A 16,902-nucleotide genomic window follows, 5' to 3' on the forward strand; every position below is an offset into this window, starting at 1 on the left:
GTAGCAAGGGCTAGCCGGGCTGTGCAACGGCTATCAAAGTGACCGCTCCGAGCGCGCAGGCCACCCCGGCCACCTGGACGGCGCGCAGGCGTTCGCCGAGCACCTGCCGGGCCAGCAGCAGGGTGCTGGCGGGGTAGAGCGAGACCAGTACGGCGACCAGGCTCAGCAGGCCCTGCCGCTGGGCCAGGAGGAAGAGCACGTTCGCCGCCATGTCGAGCGCGCCGGCCGCCACGATGATGTGCAGCGACCCCGGGCCGGGCCGCAGCGAGCGGCGCGTGAGCAGGGCGAGCAGGGCCACGACGGTCACCGACGACAGCCGGGCGCCGACCAGCGGCCACAGGCCCGCCTCGGACGGCGCCAACGCCAGCAGGATGAAGAACCCGCCGAAACCGGCCCCCGCGGCCAGGGAGACCAGCACCGACCCGAACGAGCCGCCCGCGCCGCCCGAGTTGTCCTGGCTGATCAGCAGGATCGAGCCGAGCGCCAGCACGACCCCGGCCAGGGCCCAGAAGTGCGGGCGCTCGCCGGTGGCCAGGCCGTACAGGACGGGCAGCGCCGCGGAGGTGGCCGCGGTCGTGGGCGCGACCACGGACATCACGCCCGTGGCCAGCGCGCGGTAGAACAGCGCCAGCCCCGCCGCGCCCGACAGGCCGGCCAGCAGCCCCCAGAACAGGGCCGCGCCGCCGAGCACGCCCGGCAGGACGGGCAGCAGCACGAGGATCAGCGCCAGGCCCGCGATCTGGGAGAGGGCGACGACCGAGAGCACCTGCGAACGCTTGGTGGCCAGGCCGCCGAAGAAGTCGGCCGTGCCGTAGACCACCGCGCAGGCGGTCGCGAGGATCACCGCGGTCACGTCGCCTCCTTTGGTTCAACAGAATGCACTGTTAGTACAACATATAGGGTGCAACAGAATGCACAACCCATTCACTACACTGCACCGCATGGAAGATCCGGAGACCATCACGCGGGCCATCGCGAACAACGTGCGCGCCCAGCGCTCCCACCGCGGCCTCACGCTCGACGCGCTGGCCGCCAGGTCGGGGGTGAGCAGGGGCATGCTCGTCCAGGTCGAGCAGGGGCGGACGAACCCCAGCGTGTCCACCCTCACCCGGATCGCCTCCGCGCTCGGCGTCACCGTGGCCCGGCTGGTGGAGGTCTCCGACGTGCCCATGGTCCGCGTCGTGGACAAGAGCGACGTGGTCACCTTCGACCAGGGCGGCGTACAGGCCAAGCTGCTGGTCGGCGCGGACTCGCCGATGATCCTGGAGTTGTGGGACTGGCGGCTCGGCCCCGGGCAGCACCACGACGGTGACGCCCATCCGCCGGGCACCCGCGAGATGCTGACCGTGCTGGAGGGCGAGCTGACGCTCAGCGTCCACGGCAGGAGCCACGTGATCGGCGCGGAGTCGGCCGTGTTGTTCACGGCCGACCGCCCGCATCGTTACGCCAACGCGGGCGAGCGGGAGCTCCGGCTGGTGATGGTGGTCGCCGAGCCGCGCGAGGCGCCGGACCAATAACGTCGAACGGCCTGCGGATGACCCCCCGGAGTTTCATGATTACTCCATGTCTTGGACGGCTGATGCCCGTTGCTGGGTACATCGTTTGTGTACGGAAACGTCGGCAGGGGGTGGCGTGTGACCGAAGCCCGCGCGGCGGCGGAGAAACTCCAGGCGGAGCTGCACGGGCTGGGCGTCACCAGCGCGTACGAGGTGGGCGACGGAGCGACCATCTCGGTCTGGATCGGTCTCGTCGTGCACTACCGGGATGGTTTTTACCGTTGGCAGGAAGGTCCGGTTAAACGTCGTCATCTGGGTACGGATCCGGTTGGATGTGCCATGCGTGTGGCGCGCCGTTACAAGGAGCTGCACGCGGACATCCCACCCTGGTGGGACGACCTGGCCAGGGAACTACGGGGGAGACCGGTCCAGGACTATCCGTAAGGCCCCCGCGTGCGGTGTTTCGGGGGAAAACATGCGCATTTGGGCTTTGCCGATCGTTCTGTTCGTTCTGGCGGGCTGCGCCGCGCAACCGGTGCCACGCCGGCAGGCCGCCGTGGTCCGGCCCCGGGTCAGCGCCGAGACCCTGGCCAAACGGCTGGTGGCGCAGCAGGCCGACTGGCCGCGCCGCCGCAGGTACGACTGCGGCAGGATCAAGTGTGTGGCCCTGACCTTCGACGACGGTCCGGGCCCCTACACCGGCAAGCTGCTCGACCTGCTGCACAAACGCGAGGTCAGGGCCACGTTCTTCGTGCTGGGGCAGATGGTGGCCGCCGACCCGGGCGCGCGCTTCACCCGCCGGATCGTGGACGAGGGCCACGAGATCGGCAACCACTCCTGGTCCCACCCGGCGCTGACCGGCCTGTCGCCCGAGGGAGTGCGGCACGAACTGGGCCAGACCGAAGAGCTGGTCCGCCGGCTGACCGGGGTCCGGATGCGGATGATGCGCCCGCCGTACGGCAGCACCGACGACCGTGTCGCCGCCGAGACCCGCCGCGAGGGCCTGGCCCAGATCCTGTGGGACGTCGACACCCTCGACTGGCTGCACCGCAGGCCCGAGGCCGTGGTCAGGGCCGCCGCCACCGCCAAGGCCGGGTCGATCGTGCTCATGCACGACATCCACCCCACGACGGTCGAGGCCGTGCCGAAGGTGCTCGACACGCTCTCCAGGAAGGGCTTCACGTTCGTGACCGTCTCGGAGCTGTACGGCCGCACCCCCGCGCCGGGCCGCACGTACACCGCACGATGAGCGGCATGGCACTCTTGGGCCATGGGTTTCACCGGCTTCCCCGACGAGGCGTTCATCTTCTACGAGGGCCTTGAGGCGGACAATTCCAAGACCTACTTCACCCGCAACAAGCACCTGTACGAGGACGCCGTCCGCGCGCCCATGACGGAGCTCACCGACGAGCTGGCGGCCGAGTTCGGCCCGGCCCAGCTCTTCCGGCCCTACCGCGACGTGCGCTTCTCCAAGGACAAGACGCCGTACAAGACGCATCAGGGCGCCTTCGTCGACCTGATGCCCGGCATCGGCTTCTACGTCGAGATCAGCGCGGCCGGCCTGTACGCCGCCGGCGGCCGCTACACCCAGGCCCCCGACCAGGTCGCCCGCTACCGCGCGGCGGTGGACGAGGACCTGACCGGCAAGCCGCTGGAGTCGATCGTCGCCAAGCTCGCCGACGCCGGATACACGATCGGCGGCGAGTGCCTGAAGACCAAGCCGCGCGGTTTCGGCGAGGACCATCCGCGCATCGAGCTGCTGCGCCACAAGTCGCTGTTCGCCGGCGTGCGTCACGAGCCTGAGCCGTGGGTGCACACGGCAGAGGTGCGCGAGCGCGTCGAGCGGGTCTGGCGCGACTGCGCGGCGCTGGTCGAATGGCAGTGCGCGCACGTCAGGGGCAGCGAGCTGCCGCGCCGGTGAGGCTCATCGCTGGCCCGTCGTGACCTGGTCCCCCTTCAGGATGCGGTCGACCGTCTGCCCGGCCACCGAGCTGGCCGCCGTCGTGCCCGCGGCCAGCACGAGGGCCAGCGCCGGCGCGGCCAGGCTGCGTACGCTGCGCAGGTTGCGCACCCGGGCCCACGGCTCGTCGGCCAGGTGCATGATCCGCCACTCCCAGAACAGCCCGAGCCCGACGCAGACCATCATCACCTGTCCCACCACGATCGCCACGACCTGCGCCTTGTCGAAGGCCCCGATATCCGGTTCGACCAGCGTCGACAGATACCCGGCCAGGCTGGTCAGCAGGGCCGCGGCGGCCAGGTGCAGCGCCTTGGTCATCGGCTGGGTGCCGCGTACCCGCGGGTAGAAGTAGCCGAACAGGAAGCCGAACGCGGGCAGGGTGAGCAGGTAGCGGCCGTCGAAGAGGAAACCGGTCAGGTCCGCGCCCTCCGGCCAGCCGAAGACCAGCGCGAAGGGCAGGCTCAGCAGCAGGCTGACGGTGAAGGCCGACAGGCCGTTGTGCCACGGCGTGCAGCCCGCCGCCGTGGCGAAGGCGGTCTCGGGGTGCCGTCCGTGCTCGCGCAGCGCCGACTCCAGAGCCCGCCGCCGCTGGTCGAACTCCTCCATCGACATGTCCGCGCCCAGCCTGGTCCGTCCCGTGCGGTACAACTCCTGCTCGGCGAGGAGCAGCAGGCGTTTGTGCAGGGCGGCCCTGATGAACTGCCGGTGCTCCTCCTGCGTGTCCGGCTCGACGACGACCGTACGCGGCCCGGTGAGCAGCCAGCGGGCGGTCACCCAGGCCACGATCGAGGTGATCGCCAGCAACGGCAGCGGCACGTCGATGTCGGCCAGCGTCGTGCTGCCGCCGGGCGTGATGTAGAGCACCATCAGCACCACGATCATCGTCGACTCGGCCGCCGGGTTGCGCACGGCCGACACCTGGCAACCCAGCCGCCAGAGCCGCAGCACCAGCATCACGAACCCGAGCAGCAGCAGCCCGAGCACCCCGCGGACCAGCGGGTCGAGCGGCAGGGTCCCGATCGTCGGCACGACCGCGCGGGGCACGGCCAGGCTCCACGACCCGGCGTCCAGCCACTCCGTCGGCCAGCCCTGCACGAGCAGGCTCACCACCACCGCGCCCACGACCGCGCCGCGGCTCCACCGCCTGGTCGCCACGGCGACCGCCGCGACCGGGATCATCGCCCAGCTCAGCGCCAGCACCAGGCGCACGCTGTCGGGCGGGTAGACGCCGCTCAGCAGCGCCCGCGACCACAGGGCCAGGGCCAGCAGCCCGATCGCGGCCTCGGCCCACAACGCGGCCAGCCGGACGACCACCGGCCTGACCCCGAGGTCGAGGCTGAAGCCGATCGCCGCGCCCGCCGCCGACAGGGCCGCGATCGCGGCCCCGGTCAGCAGCGTGCGTCCGGGGAGCTGGCCGTGCAGCCACGACCAGCTCAGCATGCCGATCCCGACCAGTACGCCGAGCCCGGTCACCGTGAGCAGGTCGCGGACGGTCCACGGCGGGCTGGTGGGCAACACCCGTCCGGCGTGCCGCACCGCCATCACCGGCACCGCGACGAACAGGATCACGTACGCGACCGGCGACCACTCCTCGGCGACCAGCGGGATCAGCAGGGCCGGCGCGGCGATGGCCAGGGCGATGACCAGCTCCCTGTTGGGCACCCGCTGCCACCACCGCAGGCCGAGCGAGCGCACCAGGAACACCGCCAGCGCGCACGCCGTGAGCACGCCGAGCGCGGTGGCCCACGAGAAGTCGTCCTCCTCGGCCACGTCCGGGAACCCGTAGGAGTCGGGCGCCAGCGTCATGCTCACCGGGTAGGCGCCGACGGAGAACCGCATCAGCTCGCTCTCCTGCCGCTCCGGCTGGATGCCCTCGACGCGCAGCACGGCCCACTCGCCGGGCAGCACGGTGACCGTACGGACCACGACGATCAGCGGGAACGCGGTCGGCGCGGTGAAGTCGAACCGCAGCAGTTCCTCGATCTTGACCTGGCGCAGCAGCGTCACCGTGAACTCGGCCGTGACCTGCTTCGGCGAGGAGACGACGACCGGCGCGAGCCGGGTGGTGGGCGCCAGGCTCTGGCCGTCCACCTTCAGCGCGCCGAACCCGGAGTCGGTCGCCTGCTGGAGCGTGCCGGGGAAGCCGCCGCCCTGGCGCAGCGCCTCGGCCAGCGGATCGTCGGGACGCATGCCCAGCCGATGTCTGACGGTGATCCTGACCTGGCGCTGCCGGGGATCGATGCGCCCCTTGGGCACGGCGCCGAGATCGGCGGTGCGCGCCCGGGTGAGCGAGACCTCGGTGGTGGCCGTACGGGCCCAGCCGACGGCGGGATCGGCGCGGGCGGCGGCGGCCGCCCACGGGTTGGTCACGACGGTGCTCTTGGGTCTCTCGGACCCGGTCACGGGTCTGGCTGCGATGGTGCACCAAACAATCGCCCCGAACGACACCAGAGCCAGCCCGAATGAGATTGCCATCCGGAGCTTACCCACAATGGGGATGATTCTCTTGACCGCCGAAATGTTCTATGGCGTAGGGTCACGGTGTCATTACAGCTGCTCCCATAACAGCCCTTCTTTACAGCGCGGCACGGGAGAAACGTTCCATCGCACGTGCGCAGGGCCATCGTTGACAGACTCCCCTGACACGAAAACCGCGTGCCACCGGAAAAGTGACACGCGGTTCCGAACGAGCGGAGAACGAATCAGGCGCGCTTGGCGCGGGCCGCGGCGCGGCCCCGGGTGGCGGCGTCGAGCACGACCTTGCGGATGCGGACCGCGTCGGGCGTGATCTCCACGCACTCGTCCTCGCGGATGAACTCCAGCGCCTGCTCCAGCGACAGCGTGCGCGGCGGGATGACCTTCTCGGTCTCCTCGCTCGTGGACGAGCGCATGTTGGTGAGCTTCTTCTCCTTGGTGATGTTCACGTCCATGTCATCGGAACGCGAGTTCTCACCGATGATCATGCCCTCGTAGACCGCGGTGGTCGGCGAGACGAACAGCACGCCGCGCTCCTGGAGGTTGAGCATGGCGAACGCGGTCACCGGGCCCGACCGGTCGGCCACGAGCGAGCCGTTGTTGCGGGTGCGCAGCTCGCCGAACCACGGCTCATAGGAGTCGAACACGTGGTGGACCAGGCCGGTGCCGCGGGTCTCGGTCAGGAACTCGGTGCGGAAGCCGATCAGGCCGCGGGCCGGGACCACGAACTCCATGCGGATCCAGCCGGTGCCGTGGTTGGTCATGTGCTCCATGCGGCCCTTGCGCACCGCCAGGAGCTGGGTGACCGCGCCGAGGTAGTCCTCGGGGCAGTCGACCGTCAGGCGCTCGACCGGCTCGTGCACCTTGCCGTCGATGGTCTTGGTGACCACCTGCGGCTTGCCCACGGTCAGCTCGTAACCCTCACGGCGCATCTGCTCGACGAGGATGGCCAGCGCCAGCTCGCCGCGGCCCTGCACCTCCCAGGCGTCGGGACGGTCGGTGGGCAGCACGCGCAGCGACACGTTGCCGACCAGCTCCTTGTCGAGCCGGTCCTTGACCATGCGGGCCGTGACCTTCGAGCCCTTCACCTTGCCGACCAGCGGCGAGGTGTTGGTGCCGATCGTCATCGAGATCGCGGGCTCGTCGACGGTGATCAGCGGCAGCGGGCGCGGGTCCTCGGGGTCGGCCAGCGTCTCGCCGATCATGATCTCGGGGATGCCCGCGATCGCGATGATGTCGCCGGGGCCGGCCTGCTCGGCGGGCTTGCGCTCCAGCGCCTCCGTCATCAGCAGCTCGGTGATCTTCACCTTCTGGATCGTGCCGTCGGTGCGGCACCAGGCCACCTGCTGGCCCTTGTGCATGACGCCCTGGTGGATCCGGCACAGCGCGATGCGGCCCAGGTAGGAGGAGGCGTCGAGGTTGGTGACGTGCGCCTGGAGCGGCGCGTTGGGGTCGTACGTGGGAGCCGGGATCGTCGACTTGATGATGTCGAACAGCGGCTCGAGGTCCTCCGAGTCGGGCATGCCGCCGTCCTCGGGACGGTTCAGGGAGGCGCGACCGGCCTTGGCCGAGGCGTAGACGATCGGGAAGTCGATCTGCTCCTCGGTGGCGTCGAGGTCCATGAACAGCTCGTAGACCTCGTCGACGACCTCCTTGATACGGGCGTCGGGGCGGTCGACCTTGTTGATGCACAGGATGACCGGCATCTTGGCGGCGAAGGCCTTGCGCAGCACGAACCGGGTCTGCGGCAGCGGGCCCTCGGAGGCGTCGACCAGCAGCACCACACCGTCGACCATGGAAAGCCCACGCTCGACCTCGCCGCCGAAGTCGGCGTGGCCGGGGGTGTCGATGATGTTCAGGGTCATGCCGCCGTGCTGGACGGCGGTGTTCTTGGCGAGAATGGTGATGCCCTTCTCGCGCTCCAGGTCGTTGGAGTCCATGACCCGGTCGTCGACGTCCTGGTTCGCGCGGAAGGCCCCGGACTGCCAGAGCATGGCGTCGACCAATGTGGTCTTGCCATGGTCGACGTGCGCGATGATCGCGATGTTCCGCAGGTCGTCGCGGCTGTTCAAAGGCATGATGACTTCTCGCTCTGTGTCGTGGGGGCGGCCGCGCGAAGTCGCGACCCACCAAGTCTAGTTGATCCCCTCTCGTGGCAAGAGCGGGACAAGGTGACCGAGGGCGTAAGCCCAGGCGTCCTCGTCGTTGCCGAGAGGCATCGCACTGCCGGGGACGGGCACGAACGACAGCGCTCTAAGGGTGGAACGCGTGGGCCCGCGCGTCTGATTCCCGCATGCGTGACGAAGCTGTACGGGCGCGAGCCGGGACGTACATAGCAGGTTGCACATTTGTGTGCATGGCAGGAGCCGTCCCGATCCCTACATTGTCGTCATGACGTGGACAGAGCTGGTTATGGGCTCGGCACCGAGCAAGGGCGACCAGCCGGCGGTGAGCGACGTCAGGACCGGCGAGGTGCTGTCGTACGCGCAGTTCGCCAGGCGGGTCACCCGCGCGGCGGCCGGGCTGCGCCGCGACGGGCTGACGGCCGGCGACCGCGTCCTCATCGACCTCCCGCTCGGCGCGGCGCTGCCGGTGGCGGTCCACGCGGTGGCCTGGGCGGGCGGGATCGCCGTGCTGAGAGGTGCCGGCCCGGCCCGCATGATGATCACCCTGGGCCGTCACGACGCCGACGTGGCCGCCGCGGACCGGGTCTACGCCTTCCGTCCCACACCGGGCGCGTTCCCGTTCGCCGGGCTGCTCAACGCGAGCCCGCTGGAGTTCGGCCCGCTGGCGGGGGCGGCGCTGGCGCTGGGCGCCGGGCGCGTCCTCGACCACGACGAGCTGGCCGCCGACCTGCGCAACCTGGCCGCCCGGCTGGTGATCGGCAAGGACGACGTCGTCGTCAACGCGGCCGGCGACCTGGTCAAAGGGCTACGGGTGCTCGACCTGGCCCTGATGTCGGGCGCCCACGTGGTGATCGCGGCCAACGAGCCGACCGTCATCGGCTGCCGCGTGCTGGCCGCCGAACGCAGGGCCACGATGGTCGTGGCGCCGTACGACGTGGCCAGGCGGCTGCTGGGCGACCCCATTCTGCGCGTTGTGGACGAAAGGGCGATCGTCAGCTCGCTTGGCCTGTGAAAAGCACGACTCTGTGGGAGAGTGTGATCCTTCGGCAACGCAGGGTGAACACATGCCAGAGTCTCCCCGGCACAATCTTCCGGCAGAGCCCAATCGGTTCGTGGGCCGCGAACGCGACCTCGACGACCTGCGCGGGCTGTTCGGCGAGACGCGCGTGGTCACGCTGTGCGGCGTGGGCGGCATCGGCAAGACCCGGCTGGCCTTGCGGGTGGCCGCCGGGCTGGTGGGCGCCTATCCCGGCGGGGTCTGGCTGGTCGAGCTGGCCAGGGTCGGCCGTCCCGAGCAGATCGTCCAGGAGATCGCCCGCGTGCTGCGGGTGCGCGAGGAGAGCGGCCGGCCGCTGCTCGACACCGTCACCGCCAGGCTGCGCGACCTGCGCTGCCTGCTGCTGCTCGACAACTGCGAGCACCTGGTCGACGGCTGCGCCGAGCTGGCCGCCGAGCTGATCGCCTGCTGTCCCCGGCTGAGCATCCTGGCCACCAGCCGCGAGCCGCTGCGCATCGCGAGCGAGCTGATCTGGCGGGTGCCGCCGCTCGACCTGCCCGAGATGGGCTACGCCGACGCCGAGTCGGTGCAGCTGTTCATGGACCGCGCCGCCGCGGCCGGCACCAGGCTGGGGGACGGCAGCCTGCCCGCCGTCGTCCGCCTGTGCCAGGCGCTCGACGGGCTGCCCCTGGCGCTGGAGCTGGCGGCGGCGCGTACGAGCCTGCTCAGTCCCGGGCAGATCGCCGACCGGCTCGACGACCGATTCTCCCTGCTGACGACCGGCGGCCGTACGGCTCCGGCGCGGCAGCGCACGCTGCTGGCCACCGTCGAGTGGAGCTACGACCTGCTGTCGGCCAAGGAGCAGGTGCTGCTGCGCCGGTTGTCGGTCTTCGCCCGCGACTTCGACCTCGATCTCGCCGAGCAGGTCTGCGCCGGACGTCCCATCATGAGGGCCGAGATCGTCGACCTCCTCGGCGGCCTGGTCGACAAGTCCCTCGTGCTGTGCGACGAGGAACGCAGGCGCTACCGGATGCTGGAGACGATCAAGCGGTACGCGATGAAGCGGCTGGAGCGGGCCGGCGAGCGCGAGGTCCTGCGCGAGCGGCACCTCACCGTCCTGTGCGACCTTCAGGAACGCCATTTCGCGGCCGAGACGGTACGGCCCGGCGTGCCCTGGCCGGAGCGGCTGGAGTGCCTGATGGCGAGCAAACGGCTGCTCGACGACCAGCGGGCCGCCCTCGACTGGGCCGCCGGGTCCGGCAACGTGCAGCTCGGCCTGCGCCTGTGCGCCGCCAGCACCGCCCTGCTGCCGATCGCCGGCAACCTGACCGAGATCGTCGGCTGGATCGAGCGGCTGCTCTCGCTCGACCTCGAACTCGTTCCCGACGAGCAGATCGCGCAGGCCAAGGCGTACCTCGCCTACGGGCTGGAGGCCCGCGACGAGCTCGGCCGCTCGCTGGAGGTGGCCAAGGAGAGCCTGGCGGGCCTGGGCGAGGGCAACGCGTTCACCCGCCGCGTCATGCACAGCCTCATGGTCATCGTGCTGCTGCGCATGGGCCGCGCCGACGAGGCGCTGCACCACGCCGAGCGCGGCCTGGCCGACGCCGACGAGTCGGGCGACGCCTGGAACCAGGCGGCGGGGCTGGCCGGGTTGTCGGCGGTGGCGCTGACCAGGGGCCGGTTGCGCGAGGCCCAGCGGCTCGGCGACGAGGCCCTGGCCCGGGCGTGCGAGCACGGCCACCGCTGGCTCATGGCCAGGATGGCCGCCCAGCTCGGCGCGGTGGCCGAGGCCCGCGGCGACCTGGAGACCGCCAGGTCCCAGTACGAGCTGGCCGTCCCGTGGCTGCGCGAGCTGCGCAGCGATTCGGAGCTGGCACGCTGCCTGGCCAGGGCCGGGCGGGTCGCGGCCATGCTGGGCGAGTTCGACGCCGCCAGGGAACGGCTGGCCGAGAGCCTCGCGCTGGGCCGCCAGACCGGCCAGCGGCAGGGCGTGGCCCGGTGCCTGGTGGGCCTGTCGGTGCTGGCCGAGCACGAGGGCGACCTCGACGGCGCGGTGCTGGCCGCCGCGGCCGCGGCCACGTTGCGCGAGTCGATCGGTCAGCAGTCGGTCACGACCAGGATCGAGGAACTGCTCTCGCGCGCCCGCGCCAAGCTCGGCGAGGGCCGTGCCACCTCGTTGTGGTCCCGCGGCCGGGCGATGAGCCCCTACGACGCCGCCCGCCAGGTGCTGGAGGGGGAGCGGTCCGCGCCGCCGCCCCCGGCCGAGCCCGTACGGCACTCGCTGCTGACCGCCCGCGAGCTGGAGATCGCGGGCCTGCTCACCCGCGGCCTGTCCAACCGGGCCATCGCCGAGGAACTGGTGATCAGCCCCGCGACGGTCGCCCGGCACATCGCCAACATCATGGAGAAGCTGGGGTACACCTCCCGCGCGCAGATCGCGGTGTGGGCCGCCGAGCAGCCCGGCGCATCTGCATAAGGATCTGCATATTCCGCCCCATGTACGTACGTGCCCCCATCCCTACCGTGGGCGTCATGGATGAGCACATCGTCATGGTGGACTTCGGCACGGGCCTGAAGCTCACCGAGAAGCAACTGAACGAACGGTCGGCGGTGGCGACCGTCCAGTTGCGGCGCAGAGGCGTGCGCGCCGGCGACACGGTGCTCGTCTGCCTGCCGGTCGGGCCCGACCTGCTGGTGGCGGCCGACGCGGTGATCGCCGCGGGCGGCGTCGTGTGGCCGGTGCCCGTCGACCTCGACCGCGCCGGGCTCGGCGAGCGCATCAGGGCCAGCGGCGCGCGGGTGATGATCTCCGACGTGCCGGCGGCGCTGGAGGCCGCCGAGGAGTCGCGGGTGCGGATCGTGATGAGCGTCGCCGACCTGAGCGGACGACATCCGTATCCGAAGAGTCATGAACAGTCAACGGAAAGTGACCGCGCCGGGCCGGCCGGCAGTGGAGACTAGCGGAAATGTGATCCTCCGCTGACCCTGGGCACCGACATGACTCCGCCACTTACGCACAACCTGCCCGCAGAGCCCAACCGTTTCGTCGGCCGGGCCCGCGACGTGACCGAGCTGAGCGCTCTGGTCCACGAGGAACGGGTGATCACGCTCAGCGGCGTCGGCGGCATCGGCAAGACCCGCCTGTCGCTGCGGGTGGCGGCCAGGGCCGCGCCGGGCTTCGCCGACGGCGTGTGGCTGGTCGAACTGGCCCGCCTCGCCGACCCCGCGCTGATCGTCAGCGAGATGGCCGGGGTGCTCGGCGTACGCGACGAGACGCCCGCGCGGCTGCTCGACGGCCTGCGCGTACGGCTGCGCGAGGCCAGGGCGCTGATCGTGCTCGACAACTGCGAACACCTGGTCGACCGCTGCGCCGAGCTGGTCGCCGGCCTGATCGCCGACTGCCCCGAGCTGCGTTTCCTGCTCACCAGCCGGGAGCCGCTGCACATCCCGGGCGAGCTGGTCTGGCGGGTGCCGCCGCTCGAACTGCCCGACGACCACCGTCCCGACGCCGAGTCCGTGTCGCTGTTCGTGGAACGGGCGCTGGCGGCGGGGGCCCGCTCGGTGACCGGCAGCATGGACGACGTCGTCCGCCTGTGCCGGGCGCTCGACGGCCTGCCGCTCGCGCTGGAGCTGGCGGCGGCGCGTACGAGCCTGCTCAGCCCCGGGCGCATCGCCGACCGCATCGGCGACCGGTTCACCCTGCTGACCAGGGGCGACCGTACCGCGCCCGCGCGTCAGCGCACCCTGCTCGCCACCGTCGAGTGGAGCCACGACCTGCTGCGGCCCAAGGAACGTGTGCTGCTGCGCCGGTTGTCGGTCTTCGCCGGGCTGTTCGACCTGGCCCTGGCCGAGCGGGTGTGCGCCGACGGCGGCATCGTGCGCAGGGCCGAACTGCTCGACCTGCTCAGCGGCCTGGTGGACAAGTCCCTGGTGCTGCACCTCGACGGGCGCTACCGCCTCCTGGAGACCATCAGGCAGTACGCCGCCGAGCGGCTGGCCGAGGCCGGCGAGTCCGCGCGGCTGCGCGACCGGCACCTGCGGGTGGTCTGCGAGGAGATGGAGCACTGCTACGAGGCCGGCGCGCTCCACCCGCGCCTGCCCTGGGCCGCCCGCGTCCCCCACTTCACCAGGGGCCGCGCGCTGCTGGACGACTGCCGGGCCGCGGTCGACCGGGCGGTCGAGTCGGCCGACCCGGTGCTCGGGCTGCGCCTGGCCCGCGCCGCCCTGGCGATCCTGGCCGTACGCGGTGAGCTGGGCGAGACCGTCGGCTGGCACGAGCGGCTGCTCGCCCTCGACCTGTCACGGGTGCCCTCGGACGTCGTCGCCGTGGCCAAGGGCGGGCTGGCGTACGGGCTGGAGATCTGCGACGAGCTGGCCCGCGCCGAGGAGCTGGTCGTGCAGGGGATCGAGGAGCAGAAGAGGCATCCGTACACCCATTGGCTGGGGGTCACCTACAGCGTGGCGCTGGCCGTGTTCTTCCGTACCGGCCAGAGCGAGAAGGCGCTGCGTTACCTGGAGGAGCTGGAGGCGGCGGCCACCGCGCACGACGACCCGTTCAACCTGGCCACGGTCCGCGTCGCCCAGCTCAACCTGGCGCTCTTCCGCGGCCAGCTCCGCCAGGCCGGGCGGCGCGGCGAGGAGGCGCTGGCCCTGGCCAGGGAGGCCGGCCACCACTGGACGCTGGCCAGGGCGCTGACCCATCTCGGCGCGGTGGCCGAGGCGGCCGGCGACCTGGAGGCCGCCATGACCTGCCACAGCTCGGCCCTGCCCCTGCTGGAGGACATGGGAAACCGGGTCGAGCTGGCCCGCTGCCAGGCCAAGCTGGGCAGGGTGGCGGCCAGGATGCACGACTACCCGGCCGCCCGGCGGCACCTGGCCGAGAGCCTGGCGCTGAGCACGCGGACCGGCCAGCGCAGGGGCGTGGTGCGCGCGCTCATGGCCGTGTCGGCCCTGGCGGCCGAGCAGGGCGACCTGGAGGGCGCGGTGCTGGCCGCCGCCGCCGCGACCGCGCTGCGCGAGGCCATCGGCCAGTACGGTGTCCCGGGCCGGATCCAGCAGATCCTCGCGCTGGCCAGGGGCGGGCTCGGCGAGGGCCGGGCGGCGTCGTTGTGGGCCAAGGGGGCGCGGCAGTCGCCCGAGGAGGTGGCCGGGCGGGTGCTCGACCGCGACCAGGACGTCCCGTCGTGCACGACCGGGCCGCTGCCGGGGGTGCGGCACGGCGGGCTGACCGGGCGGGAGGTGGAGATCGCCGCGCTGCTCACGCACGGGCTGAGCAACCGGGCCATCGCCCTGAGGCTGGTGATCAGCCCGGCCACGGTGGCCCGGCACGTCGCCAACATCATGGAGAAGCTGGGCTTCGCCTCCCGTGCCCAGATCGCGGTGTGGGCCACCGAGCACGGTCTCGAATCTGACCCCACTTAAGCTGGTATTCATGCCTTTCGCGCCCAATTTCCCGGTGATGCTCAGGACCGAGGACGGTCTCCGCATCGACGCCGCCCACACCCCCTCGGCCGCCGGCGACGTCGGGATCGTGATGGCGCACGGCTTCACCGGATCGTGGCGCGAGCGCACCGCCCGCCGCATCGCGCACGTGCTCAGCGGGTACGGCGGCGTGCTCGCGTTCGACTTCCGCGGCCACGGGCGCTCGGCGGGCCGGACGACCGTGGGCGACCTGGAGATCCTCGACGTGGAGGCCGCCGTACGGCATGCCCGGGTGGTCGGCTACCGCCGGATCGCGGTCGTGGGCTTCTCCATGGGCGCGGCGGTGGCCGTACGGCACGCGGCGCTGCGCGGCGGCGTGGACGCGGTCGCGGCGGTCAGCGGCCCGGCCCGCTGGTACTACCGGGGCACGCGGCCCATGCGCCAGGTGCACTGGGCCATCGAGCGGCCGTTCGGCAGGTTCGCCGCCAAGGTGGCCAAGCGCACCAGGATCGCCGGGGGCCCGTGGGACCCGATCCCGATGCCGCCGCACGAGGCCGCCGCCCTGGTCTCGCCCGCGCCGCTGCTGATCGTGCACGGCGACGCCGACGCCTTCTTCCCGCTGGAGCACGCCCACCAGCTCTACGCCGGGGCGCGCGAGCCCAAGGAACTGTGGATCGAGCCCGGCTACGGGCACGCCGAGTCGGCCGCCAGCCCCGAACTCATCCGGCGTATCGGTAAATGGATCGCCTCGAACCTTTCGTGAGTAATACGCGTCTACCTAAGGCGGATGGAAAGAATCCGCCGGGAGACAAGTCCCTGGGGAAGGAAACCGCACAGGCGGTGGACGTGGGACATACTTCAGTAGTCGGGCGGTCGCCCACTGTAGGCGGCGGATTCGGCACCTAGCGTCGCGGGGGCACGCTGGGTGCCTTCCGGGCCCGGCAGAGGGGCCCCGCCGCGCCGCGGGGCCCCTCTTCGCCGCCCTCTATCCGAGCCGGGCGATCGTCTTGTACTCCAGGTAGCCGTTCAGGCCCTCGGGGCCGAGCTCGCGGCCGATGCCGCTGGACTTGAAGCCGCCGAAGGGCGCGTTCGACTCCAGCATGAAGCAGTTGACGCCGTACGTGCCGGTGCGCACCTGGCGGGCTACGTCCATGCCGTGCTCGGTGTCGGCCGTCCAGACCGTGCCGGCCAGGCCGTAGTCGCTGTCGTTGGCGATGCGGAGGGCGTCGGCCTCGTCCTCGTACGGGATCACCGTCAGGACCGGGCCGAAGATCTCCTCGCGGGCGATGCGCATGTCGTTGCCGACGTTGGCGAAGACGGTGGGGGCGACGTACCAGCCGCGGTCGCGGGGACGGTCGAGGCCGCCGACGACGACCTTGGCGCCCTCGTCCATGCCGATCTTGATGTAGCTCTCGACGCGCTCCTGCTGGCGCTTGGCCACCAGGGGGCCGATGCCGGTCGCGGGGTCGGCCGGGTCGCCGACGGGCTGGGAGTTGACCATGGCCGCGATGGCGTCGACGACCTCGTCGTACCGGCTGCGCGAGGCCAGGATGCGGGTCTGGGCCACGCACGCCTGGCCGTTGTTCATCAGCGTGGCCATGGACAGGAAGCCCATGCTGGCCTGGAGGTCGGCGTCGTCCAGGATGATCGCGGCCGACTTGCCGCCGAGCTCCAGGCTGACCCGCTTGAGCTGCTCGCCGCAGATGGCGGCGATGCGGCGGCCCGCGGCGGTGGAGCCGGTGAAGGCGACCTTGTCGACGCCCGCGTGCGAGATCAGGTGCTCGCTCACCTCGCGCCCGGCGGGCACGATGTTGAGCACGCCCGCCGGGAGCCCGGCCTCGACCGCCCACTCGGCCAGCAGGTACGCGTCCAGCGGCGTCTCGGGCGCCGGCTTGAGCACGATCGTGCACCCGGCCAGCAGCGCCGGCGCGACCTTGGTCATGGTCACGAACTGGGGCACGTTCCACGGGACGACGGCCGCGACGACGCCGACCGGCTCGCGCCGTACGGTGATCGGCCCGAACAGCCCCGGACGCTCCTCCTCCTGCGCGAACTCCTTGCCCAGCCCGGCGTAGTACTGGAGCATGCCGAGCGGCTGCGGCGCCTGCGCGAGGTTGGAGAAGGTGATCGGCGAGCCCATCTCCTCGGTGATCAGCGCGGCCATCTCGCCCTGCCGCTCGTTGTAGATCCCGGCCAGCCGCTCGATCACCGCGGCCCGCTCGGCGAACGTCATGCGCGGCCACGGCCCGTGGTCGAACGCCTGCCGGGCGGCGGCCACCGCGCGTTCCATGTCCTCGGCCGTGCCGTCGGGGACGCGGCCCACGACCTCCTCGGTGTGGGGGGAGATGACGTCGATGGTCCCGGTGCCCGCGGGGGTCACCCATTCGCCCCCGATGAACAGCTTGTCGTGCTGGCGCATGTCGTGAG

At 71.6% G+C, this 16,902-nt stretch carries 13 protein-coding genes; 9 read left to right on the top strand and 4 right to left on the bottom strand.

Annotation, left to right across the window (positions count from 1 at the left end; translation table 11 throughout):
* Nucleotides 1-10 precede the first annotated feature (10 nt).
* Complete coding sequence (locus IEZ27_RS08690; RefSeq protein WP_189646730.1) at nucleotides 11-853, bottom strand: DMT family transporter; 843 nt, start codon at nucleotides 851-853, stop codon at nucleotides 11-13.
* Between the two features lie 88 nt (nucleotides 854-941).
* Here IEZ27_RS08690 and IEZ27_RS08695 point away from each other — a divergent pair, with 88 nt between their 5' ends.
* The 4 genes from IEZ27_RS08695 (at nucleotide 942) to IEZ27_RS08710 (ending at nucleotide 3,417) form a co-directional block, all read left to right on the top strand.
* The gene (locus IEZ27_RS08695; RefSeq protein WP_189646731.1) at nucleotides 942-1,517 is read left to right on the top strand and encodes a helix-turn-helix domain-containing protein; all 576 of its coding nucleotides are present in this window, start codon (nucleotides 942-944) and stop codon (nucleotides 1,515-1,517) included.
* Between the two features lie 117 nt (nucleotides 1,518-1,634).
* Nucleotides 1,635-1,940 carry a hypothetical protein gene (locus IEZ27_RS08700; RefSeq protein WP_125637122.1) on the top strand — a complete coding sequence of 102 codons (306 nt, stop codon included), beginning with the start codon at nucleotides 1,635-1,637 and terminating at the stop codon, nucleotides 1,938-1,940.
* Between the two features lie 46 nt (nucleotides 1,941-1,986).
* Complete coding sequence (locus IEZ27_RS08705; RefSeq protein ID WP_229823677.1) at nucleotides 1,987-2,745, top strand: polysaccharide deacetylase family protein; 759 nt, start codon at nucleotides 1,987-1,989, stop codon at nucleotides 2,743-2,745.
* A 21-nt stretch (nucleotides 2,746-2,766) separates the two neighbouring features.
* Nucleotides 2,767-3,417, top strand: a complete 651-nt coding sequence (locus IEZ27_RS08710; RefSeq protein ID WP_125637121.1) for a DUF2461 domain-containing protein — start codon at nucleotides 2,767-2,769, stop codon at nucleotides 3,415-3,417.
* 3 nt (nucleotides 3,418-3,420) lie between these two features.
* Here IEZ27_RS08710 and IEZ27_RS08715 read toward each other — a convergent pair whose 3' ends face one another.
* Nucleotides 3,421-5,826 (bottom strand): hypothetical protein, encoded by a 2,406-nt coding sequence (locus IEZ27_RS08715; protein WP_189646733.1) that lies wholly within the window; start codon nucleotides 5,824-5,826, stop codon nucleotides 3,421-3,423.
* 332 nt (nucleotides 5,827-6,158) lie between these two features.
* Nucleotides 6,159-8,009, bottom strand: a complete 1,851-nt coding sequence (gene typA, locus IEZ27_RS08720; protein WP_189646734.1) for a translational GTPase TypA — start codon at nucleotides 8,007-8,009, stop codon at nucleotides 6,159-6,161.
* 313 nt (nucleotides 8,010-8,322) lie between these two features.
* Here typA and IEZ27_RS08725 point away from each other — a divergent pair, with 313 nt between their 5' ends.
* The 5 genes from IEZ27_RS08725 (at nucleotide 8,323) to IEZ27_RS08745 (ending at nucleotide 15,238) form a co-directional block, all read left to right on the top strand.
* Nucleotides 8,323-9,069 (top strand): AMP-binding protein, encoded by a 747-nt coding sequence (locus IEZ27_RS08725; RefSeq protein WP_189646735.1) that lies wholly within the window; start codon nucleotides 8,323-8,325, stop codon nucleotides 9,067-9,069.
* A gap of 100 nt (nucleotides 9,070-9,169) precedes the next feature.
* Nucleotides 9,170-11,530, top strand: coding sequence for an ATP-binding protein (locus IEZ27_RS08730; protein WP_229823684.1), 2,361 nt, complete (start codon nucleotides 9,170-9,172; stop codon nucleotides 11,528-11,530).
* A gap of 56 nt (nucleotides 11,531-11,586) precedes the next feature.
* Nucleotides 11,587-12,015 (top strand): AMP-binding protein, encoded by a 429-nt coding sequence (locus IEZ27_RS08735; protein ID WP_189646737.1) that lies wholly within the window; start codon nucleotides 11,587-11,589, stop codon nucleotides 12,013-12,015.
* A gap of 36 nt (nucleotides 12,016-12,051) precedes the next feature.
* Nucleotides 12,052-14,475 (top strand): LuxR C-terminal-related transcriptional regulator, encoded by a 2,424-nt coding sequence (locus IEZ27_RS08740; RefSeq protein ID WP_189646738.1) that lies wholly within the window; start codon nucleotides 12,052-12,054, stop codon nucleotides 14,473-14,475.
* Nucleotides 14,476-14,485: 10 nt separating this feature from the next.
* Nucleotides 14,486-15,238, top strand: a complete 753-nt coding sequence (locus IEZ27_RS08745) for an alpha/beta hydrolase (RefSeq protein WP_229823686.1) — start codon at nucleotides 14,486-14,488, stop codon at nucleotides 15,236-15,238.
* A 222-nt stretch (nucleotides 15,239-15,460) separates the two neighbouring features.
* Here IEZ27_RS08745 and IEZ27_RS08750 read toward each other — a convergent pair whose 3' ends face one another.
* Nucleotides 15,461-16,894: an aldehyde dehydrogenase gene (locus tag IEZ27_RS08750; protein WP_189646739.1), complete on the bottom strand. Its 1,434-nt coding sequence runs from the start codon at nucleotides 16,892-16,894 to the stop codon at nucleotides 15,461-15,463.
* Between the last annotated feature and the right edge of the window lie 8 nt (nucleotides 16,895-16,902).

The organism is Nonomuraea spiralis (genome assembly GCF_014648435.1).
GTDB lineage: Bacteria > Actinomycetota > Actinomycetes > Streptosporangiales > Streptosporangiaceae > Nonomuraea > Nonomuraea spiralis.